The 24962-nt window shown below is 73.5% G+C and carries 25 protein-coding genes; 13 read left to right on the top strand and 12 right to left on the bottom strand.

The genetic code is table 11. The features are described from left to right. Window positions 1-46: 46 nt before the first annotated feature. Window positions 47-1333: a cytochrome P450 gene (locus tag BLV02_RS18025; RefSeq protein ID WP_069110623.1), complete on the bottom strand. Its 1287-nt coding sequence runs from the start codon at window positions 1331-1333 to the stop codon at window positions 47-49. Window positions 1334-1415: 82 nt separating this feature from the next. Here BLV02_RS18025 and BLV02_RS18020 point away from each other — a divergent pair, with 82 nt between their 5' ends. Continuing rightward, window positions 1416-3029 (top strand): glycoside hydrolase family 3 protein, encoded by a 1614-nt coding sequence (locus tag BLV02_RS18020; protein WP_216094122.1) that lies wholly within the window; start codon window positions 1416-1418, stop codon window positions 3027-3029. Here the strand turns inward: BLV02_RS18020 and BLV02_RS18015 are convergent. Further along, window positions 3026-4198: an amidohydrolase gene (locus tag BLV02_RS18015; RefSeq protein ID WP_069110622.1), complete on the bottom strand. Its 1173-nt coding sequence runs from the start codon at window positions 4196-4198 to the stop codon at window positions 3026-3028. The genes BLV02_RS18020 and BLV02_RS18015 overlap by 4 nt on opposite strands. Window positions 4199-4202: 4 nt before the next feature. Further along, window positions 4203-5333 (bottom strand): glutamate--cysteine ligase, encoded by a 1131-nt coding sequence (locus tag BLV02_RS18010; RefSeq protein ID WP_069110621.1) that lies wholly within the window; start codon window positions 5331-5333, stop codon window positions 4203-4205. Between the two features lie 254 nt (window positions 5334-5587). Between BLV02_RS18010 and BLV02_RS18005 the strand changes: the two genes are divergently transcribed. Together BLV02_RS18005 and BLV02_RS35740 are read left to right on the top strand one after the other, a co-directional pair. Further along, entirely contained in the window at window positions 5588-6286 is a 699-nt protein-coding gene (locus BLV02_RS18005) for a glycerophosphodiester phosphodiesterase (RefSeq protein WP_069110620.1), read from the top strand. A gap of 93 nt (window positions 6287-6379) precedes the next feature. Next, a complete protein-coding gene (locus BLV02_RS35740; RefSeq protein ID WP_141711499.1) occupies window positions 6380-6904 on the top strand; it encodes a hypothetical protein in 525 nt (174 codons plus the stop codon). 19 nt (window positions 6905-6923) lie between these two features. Here the strand turns inward: BLV02_RS35740 and BLV02_RS17995 are convergent, their stop codons facing one another. Next, window positions 6924-7388, bottom strand: a complete 465-nt coding sequence (locus tag BLV02_RS17995; RefSeq protein ID WP_069110618.1) for an NUDIX hydrolase — start codon at window positions 7386-7388, stop codon at window positions 6924-6926. A gap of 12 nt (window positions 7389-7400) precedes the next feature. Beyond that, a complete protein-coding gene (locus tag BLV02_RS17990) occupies window positions 7401-8573 on the bottom strand; it encodes a class I SAM-dependent methyltransferase (protein ID WP_069110617.1) in 1173 nt (390 codons plus the stop codon). A gap of 181 nt (window positions 8574-8754) precedes the next feature. Between BLV02_RS17990 and groES the strand changes: the two genes are divergently transcribed. From groES to BLV02_RS17970, 4 genes are all read left to right on the top strand, one after another. Beyond that, window positions 8755-9054 (top strand): co-chaperone GroES, encoded by a 300-nt coding sequence (gene groES, locus BLV02_RS17985; RefSeq protein ID WP_046768987.1) that lies wholly within the window; start codon window positions 8755-8757, stop codon window positions 9052-9054. 91 nt (window positions 9055-9145) lie between these two features. Further along, complete coding sequence (groL, locus tag BLV02_RS17980; protein ID WP_069110616.1) at window positions 9146-10759, top strand: chaperonin GroEL; 1614 nt, start codon at window positions 9146-9148, stop codon at window positions 10757-10759. Between the two features lie 73 nt (window positions 10760-10832). Next, entirely contained in the window at window positions 10833-11357 is a 525-nt protein-coding gene (locus BLV02_RS17975) for a hypothetical protein (protein ID WP_216094121.1), read from the top strand. Then, a complete protein-coding gene (locus BLV02_RS17970; RefSeq protein WP_069110614.1) occupies window positions 11354-12373 on the top strand; it encodes a DUF2891 domain-containing protein in 1020 nt (339 codons plus the stop codon). Before BLV02_RS17975 ends, BLV02_RS17970 begins: the two co-directional genes overlap by 4 nt. Window positions 12374-12756: 383 nt before the next feature. On the opposite strand, the gene BLV02_RS17965 is transcribed toward BLV02_RS17970, so the two are convergent. After that, window positions 12757-14115, bottom strand: a complete 1359-nt coding sequence (locus BLV02_RS17965) for a galactose oxidase (protein ID WP_176986532.1) — start codon at window positions 14113-14115, stop codon at window positions 12757-12759. Between the two features lie 96 nt (window positions 14116-14211). On the opposite strand from BLV02_RS17965, the gene BLV02_RS17960 reads away from it, so the two are divergent. Both BLV02_RS17960 and BLV02_RS17955 read left to right on the top strand, forming a co-directional pair. Next, on the top strand, window positions 14212-16044 hold the full coding sequence (locus tag BLV02_RS17960; RefSeq protein WP_069110612.1) for a sialidase family protein: 1833 nt from the start codon (window positions 14212-14214) through the stop codon (window positions 16042-16044). A 41-nt stretch (window positions 16045-16085) separates the two neighbouring features. Next, window positions 16086-17075: a TIGR03557 family F420-dependent LLM class oxidoreductase gene (locus BLV02_RS17955; RefSeq protein ID WP_069110611.1), complete on the top strand. Its 990-nt coding sequence runs from the start codon at window positions 16086-16088 to the stop codon at window positions 17073-17075. Window positions 17076-17106: 31 nt separating this feature from the next. On the opposite strand, the gene BLV02_RS17950 is transcribed toward BLV02_RS17955, so the two are convergent. From BLV02_RS17950 to BLV02_RS17935, 4 genes are all read right to left on the bottom strand, one after another. After that, window positions 17107-17298, bottom strand: coding sequence for a hypothetical protein (locus tag BLV02_RS17950; protein WP_069110610.1), 192 nt, complete (start codon window positions 17296-17298; stop codon window positions 17107-17109). Window positions 17299-17336: 38 nt separating this feature from the next. Then, on the bottom strand, window positions 17337-18137 hold the full coding sequence (locus BLV02_RS17945; RefSeq protein WP_083288464.1) for an ABC transporter ATP-binding protein: 801 nt from the start codon (window positions 18135-18137) through the stop codon (window positions 17337-17339). Further along, window positions 18134-19111, bottom strand: coding sequence for a putative F420-0 ABC transporter permease subunit (locus BLV02_RS17940; RefSeq protein WP_069110757.1), 978 nt, complete (start codon window positions 19109-19111; stop codon window positions 18134-18136). Before BLV02_RS17940 ends, BLV02_RS17945 begins: the two co-directional genes overlap by 4 nt. Before the next feature lie 86 nt (window positions 19112-19197). Beyond that, window positions 19198-20202: a putative F420-0 ABC transporter substrate-binding protein gene (locus BLV02_RS17935; protein WP_069110609.1), complete on the bottom strand. Its 1005-nt coding sequence runs from the start codon at window positions 20200-20202 to the stop codon at window positions 19198-19200. A gap of 580 nt (window positions 20203-20782) precedes the next feature. Here BLV02_RS17935 and BLV02_RS17930 point away from each other — a divergent pair. Beyond that, entirely contained in the window at window positions 20783-21958 is a 1176-nt protein-coding gene (locus BLV02_RS17930) for a pyridoxal phosphate-dependent aminotransferase (RefSeq protein ID WP_216094119.1), read from the top strand. 1 nt (window position 21959) lies between these two features. Here BLV02_RS17930 and BLV02_RS17925 read toward each other — a convergent pair whose 3' ends face one another. Beyond that, window positions 21960-22466 carry a TetR/AcrR family transcriptional regulator gene (locus BLV02_RS17925; protein ID WP_069110756.1) on the bottom strand — a complete coding sequence of 169 codons (507 nt, stop codon included), beginning with the start codon at window positions 22464-22466 and terminating at the stop codon, window positions 21960-21962. 54 nt (window positions 22467-22520) lie between these two features. Between BLV02_RS17925 and BLV02_RS17920 the strand changes: the two genes are divergently transcribed. After that, window positions 22521-22868, top strand: a complete 348-nt coding sequence (locus tag BLV02_RS17920; protein WP_069110607.1) for a VOC family protein — start codon at window positions 22521-22523, stop codon at window positions 22866-22868. On the opposite strand, the gene BLV02_RS17915 is transcribed toward BLV02_RS17920, so the two are convergent. Further along, window positions 22834-23421 (bottom strand): DUF2269 family protein, encoded by a 588-nt coding sequence (locus BLV02_RS17915; protein ID WP_141711498.1) that lies wholly within the window; start codon window positions 23419-23421, stop codon window positions 22834-22836. The genes BLV02_RS17920 and BLV02_RS17915 overlap by 35 nt on opposite strands. Window positions 23422-23612: 191 nt before the next feature. On the opposite strand from BLV02_RS17915, the gene BLV02_RS17910 reads away from it, so the two are divergent. Together BLV02_RS17910 and BLV02_RS17905 are read left to right on the top strand one after the other, a co-directional pair. Next, entirely contained in the window at window positions 23613-24158 is a 546-nt protein-coding gene (locus BLV02_RS17910) for an AMIN-like domain-containing (lipo)protein (protein WP_069110606.1), read from the top strand. An 88-nt stretch (window positions 24159-24246) separates the two neighbouring features. Beyond that, the gene (locus BLV02_RS17905) at window positions 24247-24927 is read left to right on the top strand and encodes a hypothetical protein (RefSeq protein ID WP_069110605.1); all 681 of its coding nucleotides are present in this window, start codon (window positions 24247-24249) and stop codon (window positions 24925-24927) included. Window positions 24928-24962: the final 35 nt, after the last annotated feature.

Raw genomic sequence — 24962 nt, 5'->3', positions numbered from 1 at the left:
ACCTCCGTAGGCTAAGAGCCTACGCTCATGCCAGTTGTGATGCATGCTAGCGGGGCTCCGGGATCAGCCAGAGGCCGCCGCGGGGGCGGAGGGTGATCAGCGGGTCCAGCCGCAGCGGCCGGCCGGGGACGGGGCGAAGGCGCCAGTGCCGCAGGATCGTGGCCAGGCCGAGCACCGCCTCGGTCCAGGCGAACCCCTCGCCGATGCAGCGGCGCAGGCCGGCGCCGAACGGGAAGAACGCCCACCGCGGCCGGTCGCCCGACCCGGCCAGCCACCGCGCCGGGTCGAAGGTGAACGGCTGCGGCCACCATCGCTCGTCGTGGTGGACGACCCACTGGGGGAGGACGACGAGGTCGCCAGGCTCGATGACCTGCTCGCCCACCTGGTGCGGGACGAGTGCCTGGCGGCCCATCATCCACGACGGCGGGTAGAGCCGCAGCGTCTCGGACACGACGGCGCGGCACAGCGGCAGCCGGTCGAGGTCGGACGGCGCGAGCTCGCCGACGCCGGAGACCTCGTCGTACACCGACGCCTGCACGGACGGGTGGACGGCGAGCAGGTGCAGCGCGAACGCCAGCGTGTTCGCCGTCGTCTCGTGCCCGGCCAGCAGCAGCGTCGTCGCCTCGTCGCGCAGTTCCGGCGACGACAGGCGGCCGTCGCCGGAACCCAGGACCAGCGCGGACAGCAGGTCGCCGCCGTCACGGCCGGACGCCACCCGGTCGGCCACGACACCGTCGACCAGCCCGTGCAGCCGCCGCCGGCCCCGCTGCAGCCGCCGCAACGGCCCGACCGGCAGGGCCTGCAGCTTGTCGCTGAACGGCAGGAACGCCAGCTTGTACGCGCTCAGCAGGTCCGCCAGCGCCCCCTCGACCACGCCGACGTCGACGGACGTGCCGAGCAGCGTCGTGCCGGCCGTCTCCAGCGTCATCCGGACCGTCGCCGCGTGCACGTCCAGCGGCTCGCGCGGCGCCCACGACGACGCCACGGCCGTCGCGCGGCCGGTCATCACCGACGCGTACCCGGTGATGCGCCGCGAGTGGAACGCCGGCTGCACGAGGTCGCGGTGCTGACGGTGCACGTCGCCCTCAGCGGTGAGCAGGCCGTCGCCGAGGACGACGCGGGCGCGCTGCAGCACCATGCCCTTGCGGAACCCGGCGGCGTCGGTGACCAGCACCTGCCGGACGAGGTCGGGGTGCGCGAGCTGCCACACCGGGAACGGGCCGAGGCGGAACCGGGCGACGTCGCCGTGCTCGCGCTGCATGGCGGCGACGAAGCGGAGCCGGTCGGACTGGAACGCGAGCAGGTCACCGACGACCGGCAGCGGGCGGCGCATACCCCGACGCTACGAGCGCCGGCCCGCGTGCCGCCACCCGTCCGCTCACGGTCCGGACACCACGCGTGGCAGACTGGCGGAAATGCGGCGACTGCTCCTCCTCCTCGCCGGTGCGCTCCTGCTCGCCTCCTGCGGCGGCAGCGACGACGGCGCCGTCGGCGACTCCTCGGCCACCGAGCCCGGCACCCCGGCCACCACCAGCCCCACGCCGTCACCGACGCCCACCACGCCGCCGCCGCTGGCCTGGGGCCCCACGCAGGACGAGTTCGACCGCGCCGCCGCGCTGGTCGCGAACATGCCGGTGGAACGGCAGGCCGGCCAGGTCATCGTCGCCCGGTACAGCGGCCTGGAGCCGCCGGTCGGGCAGATCGAGCAGCTCGGCCTCGGCGGCGTCATCCTCATGGGCGACAACGTCGAGTCGCCCGAGCAGGTCGAGCGGGCGACGGCCGAGATCCAGCAGGCCGGCGGCGACCGCGGCTACCCCGTCATCGTCGGCATCGACCAGGAGGGCGGCACGGTCGCGCGCATCAAGGCGCCGGCCACGGAGTTCCCCGCCTACATGACGCTCGGCGCGTCCCGCGACACCGAGCTGGCGGCGCAGGTCGCGCAGGCCAGCGGCGAGGAGCTGCGCGGCATGGGCGTGACCATGGTGTTCGCCCCTGACGCCGACGTCACCACCGGCCCGGACGACCCCACCATCGGCACCCGGTCGGCGTCGTCCGACCCGCAGGTCGTCGCCGAGACCGTCCAGGCGTCGCTGGGTGGCTACGCGGCCTCCGGCATCGTGGCGGTCTCCAAGCACTTCCCGGGGCACGGCTCGGTCCCGGCCGACAGCCACGAGGAGCTGCCGGTGCAGACGGCGAGCCTGGACGAGCTGCGCGCCCGCGACTTCGTCCCGTTCCAGGCGGCGGTCGCGTCCGGCGCGGAGGCGATCATGGTCGCGCACATAGAAGTAGAGGCCGTCGAGTCAGGTCTTCCGTCGTCGCTGTCGCCGAAGGTCATCGGGCTGCTGCGGGACGAGCTCGGCTTCGACGGGCTGGTGGTCACCGACGCGCAGGACATGGCCGCCATCAGCGACGGCTACGGCTCCGGCGCCGCCGCGGTGATGTCGCTGGCCGCCGGCGCCGACGTCGTGCTGATGCCGGCCGACGTCGAGTCCGCGCACACCGCCATCGTCGACGCCGTCGCGAGCGGCGAGCTGCCCGCCGACCGGCTGGCCCAGGCGGCCACCCGCGGCGTCGCGCTGATGCTGCACGAGGCGGCCGGCCCGGCGCCCGACCCGGCCGCCGTCGGCTCCCACGAGGAGCTGTCCTACCAGGAGTCGCTGGGCGGCGTCACGGTCGTCGCCGGCGCCTGCGAGGGCCCCCTGGTCGACGGCCCGGTCCGCGTCGTCGGCGGCGAGGCGGCCGACCGCGTCCGCTTCGACGAGGCCGCCGCGGCGGCCGGGCTCAGCACCGACGCGAACGCGCCGACGACCGTGCGGCTGCTCGGCGGGACGGAGCCCGGCTCCGGCGACGTCGTGGTCGCGCTGGACCGCCCGTACGCGCTCGGCGGCAGCGACGCGCCGGTGAAGATCGCGCTGTACGGGCGCACGCCGGGGGCGTTCCGCGCGCTGGCCGAGGTGCTGGCCGGGACGTCACCGGCGCGCGGCACGCTGCCCGTCCCCGTCTCCGGGGCCGAGCAGCAGGGCTGCTAGCGCGACGCCGTCAGCGCGGCGAGGGCCGTGCTGACGAACACCCGCACGCCGTAGGCCAGCGCCTTCTCGTCGATGTCGAAGTCGCCCTGGTGGAGGTCGCCCATCTTCGGCAGCGCGCTGCCGTGCACGCCGATGCGCGCCAGCGCCAGCGGCACGTGCTCGCCGTACCAGGCGAAGTCCTCGCCGCCCATGCTGGTGGAGGTGCCGGTGACGGCGTGCGGGCCGAGCTCGGTGGCGACGGCCTGGCGCATGAGCACCACGCTGGCCTCGTCGTTCACCACCGGCGGCACGCCACGCTCGTAGTCGACCTCGACCCGGGCGCCGCTGGGGTGCGCGAGGTCGCGGACGACGGCGCGGACGTACTTCTCGGCGTCGGCCCAGGCGGCGTGGTCGAGCACCCGGACGGTGCCGCGCAGCACGCCCTCGGACGGGATGGCGTTGGGCGGTCCGCCGGCCTGGATCGACCCCCACACCAGCGAGAACCCGGCCCGGATGTCGATCTGCCGGGCCAGCAGCGCCGGCGCGTCGACGGCGATGCGCGACAGCGTGTCGACGGTGTCGACGGTCAGCTGCGGCCGCGCGGTGTGCCCGCCGGGGCCGGAGACGCGCACCTCGACGAGGTCGCAGGCCGCCGTGATGGGGCCGGAGCGCATGCCGATCTGGCCGACCGGCAGCCGCGGGTCGCAGTGCAGCGCGAACGCCCGCTCGACACCCTCCAGCGCGCCGGCCGCGATGACCTCGCGGGCGCCGGCCATGATCTCCTCGCCGGGCTGGAAGATCACCCGCACCCGGCCGGGCAGCTGCGGCACCTTCGCCAGCGCCATGGCCGCGCCGAGCGCCATGACGGTGTGCGCGTCGTGGCCGCAAGCGTGGCAGACGCCGTCGACGGTGGAGCGGTAGGGGACGTCCTTGAGATCGGGCAGCGGCAGCGCGTCGATGTCGGCGCGCAGCGCGACGGTGCGCGAGCCGGTGCCGATGTCGACGACCACGCCGGTGCCGCGCGGCAGCACTCGTGGCTCGAGGCCGGACATCCGCAGCTGGCGGACGAGGAGGTCGGTGGTCTGGTGCTCGTTCAGGCCGAGCTCGGGCCGCGCGTGGAGCGTGCGACGCAGCGCTGTGAGGTCGTCGGTATGAAGGTCGAGCCAGCTCGCAAGCCAGTCGTAGGTCACTCGGTCACAACCCTGTAGCCATCTCTTCCAAGAGGCTGTCGACGACCTTGGTCAAATCACCGCCGTTCGCCTCTGCAATTGTCCGTTGCCGCTGATAGCTCGCTCCGTGCGCGACAATGCGTTCGATGCCGGCGAGCTCCGCGGTGCAGGACAGTCTACGGGCAATGGGCATGAGTTCGTCGGTCAAATCGAGCAATGCCCTGCGCACGGGCACGACGGTGTCCTTGTCGTCGACGATGATCTCGGCCTCGAGGCCGAACCGGGCGGCGCGCCACTTGTTCTCGCGGACCACCCAGTTCTTCGGCGACGGCAGCCGGTAGCCGCGGTCGATCTCGCGGTCCAGCCGTTCGACCAGGCACTGGGCCAGCGCGGCGACGGCGCCCACCTCGTCCAGCGTGGGCAGCCCGTCGCAGATGCGCAGCTCGACGGTGCCGAAGTCGGGATGCGGGCGGATGTCCCACCACACCTCGCGGACGGAGTCGATGGTGCGGGTGGAGATCAGCGTCCCCATGTAGCTCTCGAACTGGTCCCAGCCGGACAGCTGGTACGGCAGGCCGGCCGTGGGCAGCGCCTCGAACACCTTGCTGCGCGACGAGGCGAGGCCGGTGTCGTGGCCCACCCAGTACGGCGACGACGCGGAGAGCGCCAGGAAATGCGGCACGTAGGACGTCAGGGCGTTGACAATGGGAATGACTTTCTCCGGCGAGCGCACGCCGACGTGCACGTGGACGCCGAAGATCTGCAGCCGGCGGGCCAGCCACTGCAGGTTCTCGACGAGTTGCTCGTAGCGTGGCTTCGGGCTGATCTTCTGGCTGTTCCAGTTGGTGATCGGGTGGGTGCCGGCGCACATCAGCGCCAGCCCGCGGCGATCGGCCGCCTTGGCCACCGTCCGGACCGTCTCGGCGAGGTCGGCCTTGGCCTCGCCGACCGTCTGGCACACGCCGGTGACGACCTCGATGGTCGACTGCAGCAACTCGTGCTTGGCCTTCGGATGCTCCTCGGCGCCGGCCGGGCGGAGTTCGTCGAGGATCTCGATGGCGCCGGACGTCAGCTCGCGGGTCTCGGGATCGACCAGTTGCAGTTCCCATTCCACGCCCAGGCTGCTGTGGGTGGACGGCGCGAAAGGGATCTGCATGTCCGGAAGTGTTACACGCCTTCCGGTAATTACGGAATGCCCTATCTCACACCTTTTGCGGAGTGAAACCGTCGCGCATATTGACAAGAGGCATCGCTTCACTCACGAGTGCGAGTCACGGGCGTTCGCCCGGCGGGGACGACTCGCACCCGGCGCGGCCAGCGTCGGGCGTGGGCATACGGTGAGCGGGCTGGCTCAAGATCCAATCCTCGCAGCATGACCACCCCGTGACAAGACTTGAGAGGATGCACCCGATGACCGTCCCGAGGGTCCCGCCCATCACGTTCGCCCACCGTGGCGCCATGGCGCGGGAGCGCGAGAACACGCTGCCGGCGTTCGAGCTGGCGCTGCGGCTGGGCGCGTCCGGCCTCGAGAGCGACGCCTGGGTGACCTCCGACGGCGTCGTCGTGCTCGACCACGACGGCGTGGTGGGGCCGCGGTTCGGGCGCCGGCCGATCGCGCAGGTGCCGAGGGCGGAGCTGCCGGCGCACGTGCCGTCGCTGGCCGAGCTGTACGCCGCCTGCGGGACCGACTTCGAACTGTCGCTGGACGTCAAGGACCCGGCCGCGTTCGAACCGGTGGTCGCGGCGGTCCGGGCCGGCGGCGAGCCCGGGCGGACCTGGCTCTGCCACCCGTCGCTGCCCGTCGTCACGCGGTGGCGCGGGCTGGCCTCGGACGTCCGGCTGGTCGACTCCACCCGGGTCAGCCGGCTGCAGGACGGCGTCCGTGGCCGGGCCCGCACGCTGGCCGACCGCGGCATCGACGCCGTCAACCTGCACTGGCTGGACTGGACGCCGATCTACGTGCGCCTGTTCCACGAGGTGGGCGTGCACGCGTTCGGCTGGGACGCGCAGTCGCGCTCGTCCATCGACCGCCTCCTCGCCACCGGCGTCGACGCCGTCTACGGCAACCACGTCGACCGCCTGGTCGCCGCGGTCGCCCGGCTCGGCTGACCTCCGGCCGCGGGAAAGGCGCAGGAAGGCGGCAGGCAAGTGGCCGCCGCCACCGTGTGACCGTCCTGACGACGGAACACACGGAGGAAGCTCATGCGGGGACGAACGAAGCGCGCGACGCGACGCGGCGCACGCAGGTGGGCGGCGCTGGCGGTAGCGGCTCTGGTGGGCGCGGCGTTGATCCCGGGCGCTGCGGCGGCCGGCGAGCCGGCTCCGGCGGACCTGGGCACCGCGGCAACGCCCTACTGGCCCGGGGACAGGGAACGCTGCGGAGCCGGCGACGCCAGGGACGGGATCTGGTTTCTCGATGGTCCCGTCGGTGGCGGCGGCCACGCGGTGTTCGACGGCGGGGACGAGACGCTCGAGGTGGTGGACACCAAGTCGAACGGTTACCGCGTCGTGGCGCTGTTCAGCTGGTGCGAGGGGCCCTTGAACAGTGTGGGCACCTACCGTTCCTGGCTGCACCGCGACAGTGGGCCGAACGAAGGAGCGACGGACCGGGAGGTCTACGACTTCGACTTCGCCGAGGGACGGCGCCTGCTGGTGCGGGTCTGCGAGAAGAACATGAGCACCGGCCGGCTCATCGACTGCTCCTGGCCGGTGCGGATGTACGCCTGATCGTCGCCTGCGGCCGTCCTCAGCCGAGGGCGGCCGCCAGCCGGTCGAGGAACGCGGCCTGCGCCTTGACGATCTTCTCGCGGGCGACGTCGAGCGGGAACCACTCGACCCGGTCGACCTCGGGGAACTCCTGCGTGCGGCCGGAGCGCGGCGGCCACTCCAGCTCGAACGTGCCCGGCACGACGGCGGCGGGGTCGAGGTCGCCGCGCAGCGCCCACGCCGTCACCGTCTTGCCGCCCGACTGCTTCACCGTGCCCAGCTCGACCAGCTCGCCGTCCGGCACCGGCAGCCCCAGCTCCTCGGTGAACTCGCGCCGCGCGGCCGCCTCGGGCGTCTCGTCCGGCTCGTACTCGCCCTTCGGCAGCGACCACGCGCCGGCGTCCTTCTTCGCCCAGAACGGCCCGCCCATGTGCCCGAGCAGCACCTCGACGCCGCCGGCGCCGTCACGGTGGAGGAGGATGCCCGCGCTCTGCTTGCCCGCCATGCGCCCAGGGTCTCAGAGCGGGTCGGCGACGAGCACCGTCGCCGCGCCGGCCACCCGCGTGACGACGAACGTCGCCGTCCTCTCGCCGCGCGGCCGGACCGCCGCCCGCAGCTTCTCCGGCTCGACGCCGACGCCGCGCTTCTTCACCGTCAGCACGCCGATGCCGTGGTCGCGGACGTACCGGCGCAGCGCCTTCACGTCGTACGGCAGGGTGTCGAGGACGCGGTAACCGCGGGCGAACGGCGTGCCCACCGCCGCGTCGGCCGTCACGTAGGCGATGGACGGGTCCAGTAGCCCGCCGCCGACCCGCGCGGCCGCCGCCGTCACCAGGCCGGCCCTGATGACGGCGCCGTCCGGCTCGTACAGGTACGCGCCCAGCGGGCGGACGACCGGCCCGGGGTCGTCGCGGTCGGTCAGCGTCGCGCCCGACGGCAGCAGCGTCGCCCGCCGCCTGACGCCGTCGCAGGCCAGGTCGCCGGACCAGAGCGCCGCCTCCTTCACCTCGCCGCGCTCGGACACCCACTCCGCCTCGACGCCGCCGGGGATCCGCTCGTGCGGCAGGCCCGGCGCGACCTTGACGCACGCCGTCGCCGCCAGCAGCTCCAGCACGAACGACCACGGCGGCCGGTACGCGTCGGGGTCGAACACCCGGCCGCGGCCGCCGCGGCGGGCCGGGTCGCACACGACCGCCGCGTACCCCGTCCGGTCGGTGGTGGTGGCGTCGGCGTGCCGCACCTGCGCCGGGACGCCCAGCGCGGCGGCGTTCGCGGCCGCCACGGCCGCCGTCAGCTCGTCCGCCTCGACCCCGGTCACCGTCAGGCCGGCCCGCGCCAGCTCCACGAGGTCGCCGCCGATGCCGCAGCACAGGTCCGCGACGGTGGCGCCCCGGCCGAGCGCCGCGGCCAGCCGCTCTGCGCGGTGCCGGGCCACCCGCACCCGTGTCGCCTGCTCGTAGCCGTCGACCGTGAAGAACATCCGCGCCGCGTCGGCAGGGGCGAACTTGTCCACCGCGCGGGCCCGCAGCCGCGCCTGCGTCAGCGCCGCCGCGACGAGGTCCGGGGCGTGGGCGCGCCGCAGCCGGGTGCCCAGCGCGAACTCGTCCTCGCGCCCGTAGGCGGCGCTCGCCTCGGCCAGCAGCCCAGCCCCCTCCACCGACCTGAGCGCGTCGAACGTGGCCCTCTCCACGGCGGTCAGCCTCTCACCAGACGCGGACTAGCACTCATCGCGACCGAGTGCTAACTTGAGGACTGGCACCCTCACCATGAGAGTGCCAACGGTCGAGGTCGCCGGCACCCGCGACGACGGCGGCATGCGACCGGTCCACAAGCAATCACCGTGACATCCCGCGAAAGGGGAGGTCAGACAAGTGTCGGTCTCCATCAAGCCACTCGAGGACCGCATCGTGGTCAAGCCGCTCGAAGCGGAGCAGACCACGGCGTCCGGGCTCGTCATCCCTGACACCGCCAAGGAGAAGCCCCAGGAGGGCGAGGTCGTCGCCGTCGGCGAGGGCCGCTGGGACGACGAGGGCGAGAAGCGCATCCCGCTCGACGTCAAGGTCGGCGACGTGGTGCTCTACTCGAAGTACGGCGGCACCGAGGTGAAGTACGGCGGCGACGAGCTGCTCATCCTCTCCGGCCGCGACGTTCTGGCGATCGTCCAGAAGTGACGCGCTGACGCCCCGACCCGACCGGCTCACCGCCGGCTCGGGTCGGGGCGTTTCCTCGTTCAGCATTACCTCCGAAAGGGACCGGTTCCCCATGCCCAAGATCCTCGAGTTCGACGAGGACGCCCGCCGGCGCCTGGAGCGCGGTGTCGACGCCCTCGCGAACACCGTCAAGGTGACGCTCGGCCCCAAGGGCCGCAACGTCGTCCTCGACAAGAAGTTCGGTTCTCCCACCATCACCAACGACGGCGTCACCATCGCCCGTGAGGTCGAGCTGGAGGACCCGCACGAGAACCTCGGCGCGCAGCTCGCCAAGGAGGTCGCCACCAAGACCAACGACGTCGCGGGCGACGGCACCACGACCGCGACGGTGCTCGCGCAGGCCATGGTCCAGCGCGGCCTGAAGTCCGTCGCCGCCGGCGCGTCGCCGCTGGGCATCAAGCGGGGCATCGACGCCGCCGTCGAGGCGGTGCGGGCGGCGCTCGTCGACAGCGCCCGCGCGGTCGACGACAAGTCCGAGATCGCCTCCGTCGCCGCCATCTCCGCGCAGGACCCGACCATCGGCGAGGTCATCGCCGACGCGTTCGACAAGGTCGGCAAGGACGGCGTCATCACCGTCGACGAGTCGCAGACCTTCGGTACCGAGCTCGAGTTCACCGAGGGCATGCAGTTCGACAAGGGCTACCTCAGCCCGTACTTCGTCACCGACCAGGAGCGTCAGGAGGCCGTCCTCGAGGATGCCTACATCCTGATCCACCAGAACAAGATCTCGTCGGTGAGCGACCTCCTGCCGCTGCTCGAGAAGGTCGTGCAGGCCGGCAAGCCGCTGCTGATCGTGGCCGAGGACGTCGACGGCGAGGCGCTGTCCACGCTGGTCGTCAACAAGATCCGCGGCACGTTCACCTCGGTCGCCGTCAAGGCCCCCGGCTTCGGCGACCGCCGCAAGGCCATCCTGCAGGACCTCGCCGTCCTCACCGGCGGCCAGGTCGTCGCCGAGGAGGTCGGCCTCAAGCTCGACCAGGTCGGCCTCGACGTGCTCGGCTCGGCTCGCCGCATCGTCGTCACCAAGGACGACACCACCGTCGTCGACGGCGGCGGCGCGCAGGCCGACATCGACGGCCGGGTCACGCAGATCCGGGCGGAGATCGACAACACCGACTCCGACTGGGACCGCGAGAAGCTGCAGGAGCGGCTGGCCAAGCTGGCCGGCGGCGTCGGCGTCATCAAGGTCGGCGCGGCCACCGAGGTCGAGCTGAAGGAGCGCAAGCACCGCATCGAGGACGCCGTGTCGGCGACGCGCGCGGCCATCGAGGAGGGCATCGTCTCCGGCGGTGGCGCGGCCCTCGTGCACGCGCGGTCTGCCATCGACGCGCTCGACCTGTCCGGCGACGAAGCCACCGGCGCCGCCATCGTGCGCGGCGCGCTGGTCGAGCCGCTGCGCTGGATCGCCGAGAACGCCGGCGAGAACGGCTACGTCATCGTGGCCAACGTCGAGAACGGCACGCCGGGCCACGGCTACAACGCCGCCACCGGCGAGTACGGCGACCTCATCGCGCAGGGCGTCCTCGACCCCGTCAAGGTGACCCGCTCCGCGGTCGCCAACGCGGCGTCGATCGCCAGCCTGCTGCTCACCACCGAGGTCCTCGTGGTCGACAAGCCCGAGGAGCCGGTCGCCGAGGGCGGCCACGGCCACGGTCACGGCCACTGAGGTTCATCGCTGCACCGGCGGCCCGGGTCCCCTGCGCGGGGGCCCGGGCCGTCGCTTTGAGACGATGTCCGGCGTGACGCGCCGCCGGATCCTCCTGTTGCTGCCGCTGCTGGTCACGGCCGCGTGCGGGTCGTCCGGCCCGGCCGACGCGGACGAACTGGCAGCCCGGGCGGCCTCGATCGGCGTCGAGCCCGACGTCGTCTACGCGGTCTCGCTGGCCGGCTTCGAGCCGGCCTCCCAGTCGGCCGGGGTGATGGGCGATGCCGGCTTCGGGGTCGCCTACGCCGCGCCTGACGGCCGCATGGCGATGCTCACCACCGACCCGCGCGGCGCGGCCGACCCCGGCTGCGTCGTCGCCGGCGACCAGCACGAGTGCGTCGCGGTGCACGACGGCGTCGCGGTGCGGTTGTCGGCAGCCGCGGACGCCGTCGACGAGGACACGCTGCGCGCCGCGGTCGACGGCGCGCACGCGCCGTCGGCGGACGAGCTGGCCGCGCTGTTCGCCGACGCCCCCGACGGTGGCGCCCCGGTCGAGCGCGGCGACCTCCCGCCGTCCGGAGACGGCGCGCCGATCGACCCCGAGGGAGCGGCCGGATGAGCGCCCGCTTCGACGTGCTGAGGGGGAACGCTGCCGACTACGCGCGCACGGCGCTGGCCTGCATCGACCGCGAGTACCCGCACCTGCCGATCGTCTACGCCGTCGAGCCGGGGCCGTATCCGCTGCACCGCGACCAGCATCCGGCGTTCTACGGCTCGCTGGACTGGCATTCGGCGGTCGAGATGCACTGGGTGCTGGTGCGGCTGCTCCGGCTGGCCGGTTCCGCCCTGCCTGCGGCGCTGGCCGACGAGGTGCGGGCGGGGCTGGGCGCGCACCTGACCCCGTCGAACCTGGCGCGGGAGGCCGAGTTCTTCGCGTCCGGGCCGGGCCGCGCGCGGGAGCGTCCGTACGGCTGGGGCTGGCTGCTGACGCTGGCGCACGAGCTGGCCGCGTGGTCCGACCCGGACGCCGACGCCTGGGCCGCCGCCGTCCGCCCGCTGGCCGACGTGCTGACGGCGAACCTGGTGGGCTGGCTGCCGGCGCAGACCTATCCGGTGCGCGGCGGGCTGCACCCGAACTCGGCGTTCGGGCTGCTGCGCTCGTACGACGGGGCGTCCGGCGAGCTGCGGACGGCGATCGACGACGCCGTCCGGCGCTGGTACGTCGACGACACCGACTATCCGGCGCACTACGAGCCGTCCGGCAGCGATTTCCTCTCGCCGGCGCTGGCCGAGGCCGAGCTGGTGGCGCGGGTGCTGCCGCCGGCCGAGTTCGCGGCGTGGTTCGCGGCGTTCCTGCCCGGCGCGGCGTCGTCGGCTCCGGCGCAGCTGTTCGCGCCGGTCACCGTCTCCGACCCGTCGGACGGGCAGCTCGCGCACCTGGCCGGGCTGAACCTCAGCCGGGCGTGGTCGATGGTGGCGCTGGCGGACGTGTTGCCCGCCGGGTCCGCGGCCGCCTCCGCCCTGGCGGCGTCGGCTGTCGTGCACGCAGAAGCCGGCCTGCCCTACGTCGTCGGCGGCGACTACATGGTCGAGCACTGGCTCGCCGCCTACGCCGTCGGCTACCTGACGGCGTAGGCACGAAGAAGCCCCGGCGCGCGGCCACAACAGCACGCACCGGGGCTTGGCCGGGATCAGCGGTGTTAGAGCACCTACTCCAGCCACAACCAGACTAGCGATTGACCAGCTGTCGTCCCGATGGGCTAACTACATCGGGAATTCGCCCGGCGTAGTCCAGAGATGGGCTACCGGGCGGACTGTTAGAGCGGTTCACCGGTGCCCTCAGCACTCAGGGAGGCATTCGAGTGGCCCACAACAACAGGCGAGAGCGATCGATGCTGTGCAGGCTGCGAAAGCTGCGTGAGCACACCGAGGTCCTGGGGGAGATCTCCAGCGATCTGCGGAAGTTGCTCATCGAGATCATCGGAACGCTCTCGATTCTGGGTGTCGCCCTGCGTCCCTCAGAAGCTCGCCTGCCAGACCCGCGGCGTCCGGATGCCGGGGCCGACCTCACCGCTCGCGACGACCAGGTCGCCGTCCCAGTCGACGGCCGGGGTGGTGGCGGGCGGCGGACCGGGGAACCAGCCGTCGACGCTCCAGCGGTCGCGGCGGGTGTCGTAGTGCAGCAGTTCGCCGTTGAAGCCGGTGTGGTGGTCGTAGATCCAGGTGACGACGTCGTTCTGGCGCTGCCACTCCGCCGACCCGGGCGGCGCCGCGTTGCGCAGCGCGACGTGGCGCTCGATGAGGTTCCAGCGGTCGATGTCCTTGTCGCCGCCGCCGGCGACCAGCCCGGTCCGGCCGACGGGGTGGGCGAGGCCCGCGGTGACGCACCAGGGCAGGTCGGCGATCCGGTCCCAGCGCCGCCGCCGCGGTGAGTACGCGTACGCGTCGCGGTAGAACGTCCAGGTCTTGTCCGCGTGCTGGGCCCGCCCGCTGAGCAGGAAGAACCGGCCGTCCTGGGCGGCTCCGACGGCGACGGTGCGCGGGTCGCCCGGCCAGCGCGGCAGCGTCGCCCAGCCGCGGTCCGGACGGTCGAGGTCCAGGCCGTAGAAGTCGGCGCCCTCCGCGACGTACACGACGCCGTCGACGATGCCGGCGACGGCGTACGACATCGGCCGGGGGAGCGACGGCAGCTCGGTGCGGTGCAGCCGGCGGCCGTCCCAGCGCAGCAGGTAGACGTCGGCGAACCTCTCCGCCGGGCGCAGCAGCGTGCCGCCGGGACCGCCGCGGTAGCCCTCGCCGCCGATCACCAGCACGCCGTCGCTGGTGCTCAGCGTCGCCGCGTACCCGACGGCGTCGGGCAGCTGCCCGGCGTCACTCCAGGCGCCGGTGCGCCGCGAGTAGACGAACGCGTCGGTCCAGTACACCTTGCCGAGCGTGTTCGCCCGGGTCGCCGTCAGCGCCGGCTCCGGGAAGTTCGCCCCGCCGGCGACGATGAGGTGGTCGCCGTGCGCTCCGGCGATCGGCCCGGCCAGCCCGAGCTGGGTCCAGTACGGCTCGCCGACCGGGATGGCCGGGTGCCAGTCGACGCCGTTCGCGGGCACGTCGGGCAGCCGCCGCCACGTCGCCCGGCCGCCGGCCGGAACGTCGTAGTCGCCTGGTGCGGTGATAGGTAGACCCCTCCCGGCCCGGGTGGGGCCCACCCTACGGGCGGGCACCGACACACTCGCGCGCGCCGTCGCCGACGTCCCGGGCGACGCCGACGTCCCCGCCGACGCGCCCGCCTGCGCTGCCCCACTCGCCTGCGCCGACGCGGCCCACGCCGCCGGGCCGGCCGCCGCTGCCAAGGCGAGCACTGCTCGCCGGGTGAGATCCGTCATGTCGGATATCCGACCAAAGATGCGACGGTTCGTCAACGTTCTTGACACATATCCCATATGTGATGTGGGATGGATCTTCCCGACGAAGGAGACCCCATGCGCCGGCCCGTCGTCCTGGCCCTCGTTCTCGCGCTCCCAGCGGCCGTTCTCGCAGCTCACGCCCCTGCTCAGGCGTCGCCGCCGATCCGGCAGACCGTCGTCTTCGAGTCAGGCGCCGAGGGTTACGACACGTTCCGCATTCCCGCCATCGTCCGTTCCGAGGCCGGGACGCTGCTCGCGTTCGCCGAGGGCCGGGTCGGCGGCGGGGGCGACACCGGCGACATCGACCTGGTGCTGCGCCGCTCGCACGACGACGGCCGCACGTGGGGTCCGCTGCAGGTGGTCGGCGACAACGGCGCGAACGTCTTCGGCAACCCGACGCCCGTCGTCGACCCCGCGACCGGCGACGTCGTCCTGCTCAGCACCCACAACGCCGGCGACGCCAGCGAGGCCGCGATCATGCGCGGCGAGGTCACGCCCGAGCAGAGCCGCCGCGTGTTCGTCCAGCGCAGCAGCGACGACGGCGCGAGCTGGTCGGCCGCACAGGACATCACGGCCGCCACCAAGCTGCCCGAGTGGCGCTGGTACGCCACCGGGCCGGTGCATGCCATCGCGCTGGAGCACGGCGAGCACCGCGGGCGGCTCGTCGCGGCCGCGAACCACTCGACCAGCCCGCCGCCCGGCTCGTCCGACACCGGGCAGGAGGCGAAGTACTACGGCGCGCACTCCCTCTACAGCGACGACGGCGGCCTGACCTGGCAGCTCGGCGACGTCGACACCCCGCTGGCCGGCGTCGTGAACCCGAACGAGAACACCGTCACGGAGCTTGCCGACGGCACGCTCTACTTCAACGCGCGCGACCAGAACGGCACCGGCGTCGGCACCCGCGCGACGACCACCAGCAGTGACGGCGGCGAGACCTTCGACGCGCCGTACGCGCTGGAGCCGGACATCGTCACCCCCGTCGTGCAGGGCTCGGTGCTGCGGCTGCCGCGCGCCGGCGACCGGCTCGTGTACTCCGGCCCGGCGAACCCGACGGCGCGCCGGACCCTGCAGCTGCGGTACAGCCTCGACGAGGGTGCGACGTGGACCGGCGGGCCGGTGCTGCACGACGGGCCGGCGGCGTACTCCGACGTGGTCGAGGCGGGCGGCCGGACGCTCGGCGTGCTGTACGAGAACGGCGACACCGGGACGTACGAGCGCATCACGTTCGCGCGGGTGCCGTTCGCCGCGCTGGACCGCGGGCTGGCGCCGGTCGTGACGACGCCCGACGCGGCGGGCGGCCTGGACGGCGTGGTCGGCGGCGCGCCCGTGGTGGTGCCCGACGGCGCCGTGGACGCGGGGGTGCGATTCGCGGCGGGCGACTTCGTCGCGGTGCCGCGGAGTGCTCGTGTCGACGTCGGCGCCGGCCCGTTCACCGCGGCCGGCTGGTTCCGTACCGACGTCGCCGCCGACCAGGCGCTGCTGTGGGCGTACAACTCGGGGAGCGGACGGGACCAGTGGTGGGTCCGGCTCGAGCCCGGGGCGAACCGGATCCGGGCGCTGATCGACACCTCGCAGGGTAGCGGCACGCTGGTCGCGCCGGGCTCGTTCGCCGACGGCGCCTGGCACCACGTGGCGCTGGTCCGCGGCGACGACGGCGTGACGCTCTACGTCGACGGCGTCGCCGCGGCGTCGGGGCCGGCGGTGCCCGGCTCGGTCACCACCGACGCCGCCATCGGGCTGCACCTGGGCCAGCGGCCGGACGGCGCCAACCAGCTGCTCGGGGACCTCGACGACGTGTGGCTGCTCGGCCGGGCCGCGGCGGCGGACGAGATCGCCGCGCTGGCCGCCGGTGCCGCCGTCGCCGACCCGCTCGTGCACCTGCCGCTCGACGTGCTGAGCCGCTGACCTCGTACGCTGAGTGTCCCTGACGCTGAGAGAGGGGCACGATGAGCCGTGCGCGGGTCGGGTACAGCGCCATGTTGGAGCGGTTCGCGCCGTCCGAGGTGGTGCAACTGACGGTGGCGGCCGAGGAGGCCGGGTTCGACGGCGTCATGGCCGACGACCACTTCCAGCCGTGGACGCCGCAGCAGGGCCAGGCCGGGTTCGTCTGGAACGTCATGACGGCGATGGCCGAGCGCACCCGCGGCTCGGTCGGCGTCGGCGCCACCTGCCCGTCGTTCCGCTGGCACCCGGCGGTCGTCGCGCAGGCGGCGGCGACGCTGGAGCAGCTGTACCCGGGACGGCACTGGCTGGGCATCGGGTCCGGCGAGGCCATCAGCGAGCACGTCGTCGGCGGATACTGGCCCGAGGCGCCGCAGCGCATCGCCCGCATGTTCGAGGCGGTGGAGATCATCCAGAAGCTCTTCACCGGCCGCGACGTCCGCCACGACGGCCGGTTCTTCACCCTCGAGCGCACCCGCCTCTGGACCATGCCCGACGCGCCGCCGCCGGTCTACATCGCGACGTCCGGCCCCATCACGGCGCGCCGGGCCGGCGCCTCCTGCGACGGCATGATCACCGTCGCCAGCACGCCCGACAAGGTGGCGTCCCTCTTCGCCCGGTTCGACGAGGGCGCCCGCTCGACCGGCAAGGACCCGTCGACGCTGGCGAAGATCGTGCAGGTGCACCTCTCGTGGGCGCCCGACCCGGCCGAGGCCGCCGCCCAGGCGCTGCGCGAGTGGCCCAACGGCGCCATGCGCTTCTCCAAGGCCGACCTCCGTTCCCCCTACGACGTCGACCAGATCGCCCGCATGGTCCGCGTCGAGGACTTCGACGGCCGGGTCACCATCTCCGCCGACCTCGACGTGCACCGCAAAGAGCTCCAGCGCTACCTCGACGCCGGCGCCACCCACCTCTACCTGCACGACGCCGGCCCCGACCAGCGCACCTGGATCGACGTGTTCGGCCGCGAGGTGCTGCCCAAGCTCACCGCATGACAGGCGGCCCGCCGCGCTGCTCGAGTGCCGACTACTCGGGGACGCGCTCAGGGCGGCGGCGGAGGCGGCGAACGACGAGGAACTCGGCGACGCCGACGACGAGCATGATGAGCAGGAGTTCGTACTGGCCGACTCCACCGAACTGAGTGAGAAGAGCGGCCAGCAGCACGACGCCGGCCAGGAACGCCGCCACGGCGAGCACCGCCCACACGAGCGTCTTCATGGCTGGAGACTAGAGGCGCGGCCGGTCCTGGCGGAAGATCAGAGCGGCGAGAACGTGAGCACCGGGCGGCCGGTGCGGGGGTTGAGGTGGATGTCGGCGTCGACGCCGAAGACGGAGCGGACGACGTCGGGCACCAGGACCTCCGCGGGCGTGCCCGCCGCCGCGACCCGGCCGCCGTCCAGGACCACCACCTGGTCGCAGTAGGCGGCCGCGAGGTTGAGGTCGTGCAGTGCCGCCAAGGTCGTCACACCCAGCGAGCGGACGTGCGTCAGCAGTGCCAGCTGGTAGTGGATGTCGAGGTGGTTGGTCGGCTCGTCGAGCAGCAGCAGCTCCGGCTGCTGGGTGATCGCGCGCGCCAGGTGCACCCGTTGCCGCTCGCCGCCGGAGAGGGTGTGCCAGTCGCGGTCGGCGAGGTCGCGCATGCCGACGGTCTCGAGGGCGGTCAGCGCGAGCGCCTCGTCAGACGCCGCCGCGCGGTGCGGCGTCCGCCCCAGCAGCACCACGTCGAGCACCTGAAGGGGGACGTCGGTCGTCGACTCCTGTTCGACGACGGCGACGCGGCGGGCGCGGTCGCGGCGGCGCATCCCGCCCAGGTCCGAACCGCCGAGCAGGACGCGGCCGCCGTCGGGGCGGTAGGTCCCGGCGACGGTGCGCAGCAGGCTGGACTTGCCCGACCCGTTCGGCCCGAGCAGCCCGGTCATCGTGCCGGGCGCGACCGTCAGCCCCACGCCGTCGACGATGAGCCGGCCGTCGGCCGACCACGAGACGTCCGTGATCTCGAGCGGCGGCGCGCCGGCCGCGACAGCGGGACGAACGACGGGAGTGTCGAGAACGGTCATCGGCCTACCCTCCGGCGACGCAACAGGACGGCGAACGCGGGCGCGCCGAGGAACGCCGTGACGACGCCCACCGGCAGCTCGCGCGGATCGAACAGCGTGCGGGCCAGGGTGTCGGCCCAGATCATGAAGCTCGCGCCGGCCAGAGCCGCCAGCGGCAGCACCCGCCGGTGCCCGGAGCCGACGAGGAACCGGACGGCGTGCGGCAGCATCAGGCCGACGAACCCGATGGCCCCGCTGACGGCGACGGCCGCCCCGGTGAGCAGCGCGACCAGCGTCAGCAGCGTCCACCGGGTCGCGTTGACGTTGATGCCCAGCGTCGACGCGGTGCTGTCGCCGAACGCGAACGCGTCCAGCATGCGGGCCCGCGACACCAGCACCGTCCCGACCACGACGACGGCGGCCCAGACGATCGCCGCGTCACTCCACGACGCGCCGCCGAGCGAGCCGAGCAGCCAGCTGAGGATCTCGCGGTAGGAGTCGCCCGTCGCCGACCAGAAGATGATGAACGACGTCGCCGCCGAGCACAGGTACGACACCGCCAGCCCGGCCAGCACCGTGCGCGTCGGCGCCAGCTCGCCGCGCCGGTTGGCCAGCGCGAACGTCACCACCAGCGCCAGCAGCGCGCCGGCGAACGCGGCCACCGGCAGCCCGAGCCAGCCGATGCCCAGGATCAGCACCGCCACCGCACCGACCGACGCGCCGGACGACAGGCCCAGCAGGTACGGGTCGGCCAGCGGGTTGCGGGTCAGCGTCTGCATGACGGCGCCGCAGAGGGCCAGCGCGGCGCCCACCGCGGCCGCCGTCAGCACCCGCGGCAGCCGCAGCTCCCACACGATGCCGTCGCGCAGCAACGACAGCGACGACGAGGACAGCCCCAGGTGGTCGCCGATCGAGCGCCACACGTCCAGCGGGTGCAGGTCGGCCGAGCCGATCGTCACCGCCAGCGTCACCGACGCCGCCAGCACGACCGCCATGACGGCGATCCAGGCGGTCGTGCGCGCGGCCGTCCGTCCCGCCGGTGCGCCCGCGGGCGCACCGGTCGCCGGAGCCGTCGTCGTGGTCACTGGTCCAGCGCCTCCAGCTGGGCCGCGAGGTCGACGACGGCCTGCGCGTTGCGGACGCCCGCCTCGGCCGCCGGGAACGGCAGCCGCAGGTAACGCTGCTCGGCGACGGCGGGCAGCGCGGCGGTGGCGGGGTTGCCCTCGAGCCGCTCGATCTTGTTGTCGGCGGTGTTCCACGCGGCGTCGACCAGGACGATCACGTCGGGGTCGCGGTCGATGACCTGCTCCCAGCTGACGTTCGACCAGGTGGCGTCGACGTCGGCGAAGATGTTCTCGACGCCCAGCGCGCGCATCATCATGGCCGGCGCGCCGATGTCGCCGCCGACGAACGGGGCGTCCTCGCCGGACGAGTACCAGAGCGCCGTCAGCCCCTCGCCGGGCGCCTCGACCTGGTCGAGCAGCGCCTGCTGCTCGGCGATCAGCTCGTCGGCGCGCTCGGTGGCGCCGAAGAACGACGCGACCTCGCGGATCTCCGCGAACAGCTCGTCGAACGTCATCGGGTCGGGCTGGTACTCCGGCTCCTGGCAGGCGGCCGGCGACACGTACGTCGCGATGCCGAAGTCGGCCAGCGACGAGCGGTCACCGGCGGTGTCGGCGCCGAAGTTGCTCTCCCAGCCGCCGTAGACGAAGTCGGGCTCGACGTCGAGCAGGGCCTCCTGGCCGGGCACGTTGTCGGACAGCACGGGGACGTCGTCGAGGTCGCCCGCGTCGCCGGGCAGCGGGCCGTCGGAGAACGCGGTGCCGACGAGGCGGTCGGCGAGGCCGAGCGCGAGCATCATCTCCGTCGCGGTCGACTTGATGGTGACGACGCGCTCCGGCGGGCTGTCGATGCTCACCTCGGTGCCGCAGTTGTCGACGGTGACCGGCGTGAACTCGCCGGCCTGGCCGGTCGCGGCCGTTTCGGCCGGTTCGTCGTCGTCGGCCGAGCAACCGGTCAGCGCGACCGCGCCGGCCGCGACGCCGACGAGGGCAGCACGGAACGTTCGGGATGGGGATAGCGCCACTGGGGTCTCCACACGCGGGCAGGGTCCGTTGGAGACGGTCCAAGGCGACCGCCGAACCAGCTGCCCAGTGACCGGGCAGACGCAACAGAGCACAAGCGGTGCTCCAGGGCTCCGCTCATCTTAAGCAGCCGAACCCGCTGAAATCATCCCCTCGGGGCGAGATTTATCAAAAATCCATTGGGCGCGGGTGGGGTTGGCGGCGCGGCGGGGAGCGCTCGGTGGGTGGCCGGCGTTGGGGTGTGCAGTGGGGGCGTGCCGTCGGGGCGGCGCCGTGGCGGACGCCGGCCGATCAGCGGTGGCCGGCAGCGGGGCGGCCAGGAGGTGGTTGGGCGGCGGCCGTGGGCGGTGCGGCGGCTCTGGGCGGTGCGGCGGCCCACCCAGGAGGGTGGGTGCCCTCCCGGCCGGGTGGGCCTTCACACTACGCGCGCGCACCGACAACGTCTGCCGCTCGCCCGACGCTGCACCTCGACCCAACACCGCCCGCCCCACGCTGCACGTCCGCACGCTCGCCCGACGCCGCGGGACCGCCCGACGCTGCGCGTCCGCTCGCCGCCGCGGGCCCGCCGAGTACGGTGATCCCGTGCCACCACGCCGACCCGCGCTCGTCGAGCGGATGCGCCCGTTCACGTCGACCATCTTCGCCGAGATCACGGCGCTCGCCACCCGCACCGGCGCGATCAACCTCGGGCAGGGCTTCCCCGACACCGACGGCCCGGCGGAGATCCTCGACGCCGCGAGCAGCGCCATTCACGGCGGCCTCAACCAGTACCCGCCCGGCCCCGGCATGCCAGTGCTGCGTGAGGCGATCGCAGCCCACCAGCAGCGGTTCTACGGCCTCGACGTCGATCCGGGCAGCGAGGTGCTGGTCACCGCCGGCGCCACCGAGGGCATCGCGGCGACGATCCTGGCGCTGTGCGAGCCGGGCGACGAGGTGGTGACGTTCGACCCGGTCTACGACTCGTACGCCGCGTCCATCGCGCTGGCGGGAGCGGTCAAGCGGACGGTGACGCTGCGCTGGCCCGACTTCGCCGTCGACGAGGCGGAGCTGCGGGCCGCGTTCGGGCCGCGGACCCGGGTGGTGCTGGTCAACACGCCGCACAACCCGACCGGCAAGGTGTTCACGCGCGCCGAGCTGGAGGCGATCGGCGCGCTGGCGCGCGAGCACGACGCGATCGTCGTCACCGACGAGGTGTACGAGCACCAGGTCTTCGACGACGCAGAGCATGTGCCGGTCGCGACGCTGCCGGGCCTCGGCGAGCGGACGGTGACGGTGTCGTCGGCGGGCAAGACGTTCTCGGTGACGGGCTGGAAGGTCGGCTGGCTGCACGGTCCGGCCGAGCTGGTGGCCGCCGCGCGCGCCGTCAAGCAGTTCCTCACGTTCGTCAGCGCCGGCCCGCTGCAGCCGGCCGTCGCGACCGGGCTCGACCTCGGCGACGACTTCTACGCGGGGCTGGCCGGCGGTCTCCAGGCGAAACGCGACCTGCTGATCGAGGGCCTGACGGCGGCCGGGTTCGAGGTGTCGGTGCCGCGCGGGACGTACTTCGTGGTGGCCGACGCCGCGCCGCTCGGGTTCACCGACGGCGTCGAGCTGTGCCAGCGGCTGCCCGAGCTGGCCGGCGTCGCGGCCGTACCGGTGTCGGTGTTCCACGACGACCCGAAGGCGGCGCCGTCGCTGGTGCGGTTCGCGTTCTGCAAGCGCGACGAGGTGCTGCACGACGCCGTCGAACGGCTGAGCCGGCTGGCGTCCAGGGCGTAGCTCAGGCCAGCACGAACTCCAGCGCCGACCGCACGCCGGCCGCCGGCGCGCCGTCGGCGACCTCGAGCAGCGCCGCCCGCCAGGCCGCGGCCAGCGGCACCGCGGCCACCCGCACCTCGCCGGGCAGCAGGGCGGCCAGGGTGTCGCGGACGGGGTCGGCCGCGGCGTCCGGCGCGGTCTCGCCGAGCAGCCGGCACACGCCGAAGCGCACCGTCGCGTCGAACGCCACCAGCAGCGCCGCCCGCACCGCCGCCCGCCCCGGCCCGCCGACCGCCTCGGCCGCGCCCTCCATGCGGTCGGTGATGCGCTTCTCGAGGTCGTCTCGGACGACGGTGTACAGGCCGAGCTTCGACCCGAAGTGGTGGTAGAGCGAGCCGGTGGTGACGCCGGCCTTCGACGCCAGTTCGGTGACGGTGGCCGCCTCGAAGCCCGCCTGCTCGAAGTGGTGCATGGCGGCCTCGATCAGCCGGGCCTTCGCCGACCCGGGAACGGGGATCCACTCCTGCATGGCCATCACCGTAACACGTTGACGGCTGGCCATAACGTCGTTACGGTCTCAGGCATGAAGCTCTCCTACATCTACGTATCGGTGCCGGACCTGAAGGAGGCGCTCGCCTTCTACCGCGACGAGCTCGGCCTCGACGAGGCGTGGCGCGAGGGCGAGGGCACCGTCGCCTTCCAGCTGCCGAACTCGCCGATCCAGCTGATGGTCGACGTGCCGCCGGACTCCGGGGAGAACTGGTCGACCGGCCCGTTCTACGAGGTCGACAGCCTCGACGAGTTCATCGCCGAGCACAGCGGCTTCGCCTGGGTCGGCGAGCCGATCGAGATCCCGGGCGGCCGGTCGGCCTCGTTCCGCGACCCGGGCGGCAACATCATGCATGTGTTCGACCAGTCCGGCGCCGAGTGATCCGGCCCCACGGCTTGTAGACCGACAGCAGGAACGCGACGAGCAGCAGGCTGGTCGACACGATCGGCGGGTACAGCAGGTCGCCGGGCTCCAGCCGGACGTCCGCGACGGTGTCCAGCAACCGGCCCTGCTCGGCCGCCTCCTGCACGCCGGGACGTAGCAGCACCAGCACCAGCGTCGACAGCACGACGTTGAGCACCAGCTTCACCGCGACCCACCAGTACCGCACCAGGCCGTACTTGCTGCCGAGGCCGAGCAGCACACCGGTCACCAGGCACACCAGGCTGGCGATGGCCAGCGGCCAGCCGGCGAACAGCGCCAGCGCCCGGTAGCTGAGCGCGCGGGTCTCGTCCTCGCTGGTGCGGGCCGCGGTGAAGACCAGCACAGCCATGACGACGTCCATGCCGAACCAGGTGCCCGCCGACAGGATGTGCGTGACCAGCACGCCCTTGCGGGTGCGGCCGCCGAGGCGCCACTGACGGCGCGTTTGTCGGTGCCCGCCCGTAGGGTGGGCCCCACCCGGGCCGGGAGGGGTCTGCGTGGCGATCGTCATGCCGTCCACCTTGTCGAAGGCCGTCGTCGCCGTCGTCGGGCACGGAACGTATCCGCGTGTACGCCGCAGCGCGTACGCGCCGCCACTGACGACGCTCCCGTCCGTTTTGTAATGATTCGCCCCTCTGGTCAACCGGCGTGGCCGGTCGTGCGTCAAGGCCGTATCACCATCGGGCACCAGGGGGGATCGTCATGAGACGCACCATCGCCACCATCACCGCACTGCTGACCGCCGGGCTCGCGTTCCTCGCGGCGCCGGCCGCCGCGGACGCCGCACCGTACTGCGGCCTGCGCTGGGGGTCGCTGCCGGAACGTGCGGGCGCGACGGAGACCGCACCGCTCACCGGCGTCCGCGCCGGTCGGCACGCCTGCTTCGACCGGCTCGTCCTCGACTTCGCCGACGACGCCGACGGCTACGTCGTTCGCTACGTCTCCAGCGTCCGGATGGACGGGTCGGGCCAGACGGTGCCACTGCGGGGCGGCGCCGACCTGGAGATCGTCGCGATCGCGCCGGCGTACGACGACGCAGGCCGGCCCACGTACACGCCGCGCACGCCCGGCGAACTCGTCCGCGTGTCCGACTGGCGCACCTTCCGCCAGGTCGCGTGGGCCGGCAGCTTCGAGGGGCAGACGACGATCGGGCTCGGCGTGCGGGCCCGGCTGCCGTTCCGGGCCTTCACGCTGGACGGACCGGGCGCCGGCTCACGTCTGGTCATCGACGTCGCCCATCGGTGGTGACGACGGCGCGGCCGTTCCACGTCGCCCGGCCGGGGTCGCCCTACACTGACCCGGCCGGGCACACGGCCGAGGCGCGGAGCAGCGACATATGACGACACCAGAGCACCAGCTGTTCGACCAGCTGGTGGGGCCGGCCTGGGCCGGCGCCGAACCGATCCGGGCGTCCGCGCCGGCCTCCGAGGTCTCGGCGTCGCGTTATCGCGTGCGCGGCCTCACCGAGTACGGCGAGCCGAAGGTCCGGCGCTCGCACGCCGACCCCGAGGTGGTCTTCGAGGAGCCCGGCGACGAGCCGGCCGGCCACTACACCGCGGTCCGCGGCGACGGGCCCGACTGCCTCGCCGTCGGCTGCTACCGCGCCGCCACCAGCGGCATCGGTCTCGCGTTCGTCGCCGTCACGGACAGCCGGCTGGCCGTCCTGCAGCTGCGCGACAGCTCCGTCGAGCCGATGCCCGACGCCGGCCGGCTGCTGAAGGAGGGCGGCGGGCTGCTGCGCACGATGGGCCGGCTGGTGAAGGGGTTCGTGCGCGAGGTGAGCGCGCTGAACTCGATCGCCGACCGGCCGGAGTCGGCCGTCGTCGAGCCGGCCTGGGAGGTGCCGCGGCACGCGCTCAGCGCCGCCACGCGGTGGAAGAAGCCGCTCATCCCCGAGCTGCGCGGCGGCGAGCGCAACGTCCAGCTGACCTTCACCGACGGCTCGTTCGCGCGGCTGTGTACCGACGAGGCCGGGCTGGCGTCGCTGGCCGCGCTGGGCGGTGCCCCGCGGGGGTGACGACGAGCACGCCCGAGTGGGCGGCACGACGGCAC

This window comes from Jiangella alba (assembly GCF_900106035.1).
Lineage (GTDB): Bacteria > Actinomycetota > Actinomycetes > Jiangellales > Jiangellaceae > Jiangella > Jiangella alba.
Note: the sequence above shows the minus strand (reverse complement) of the source record. Positions and strands in the feature narration are given on the sequence as shown.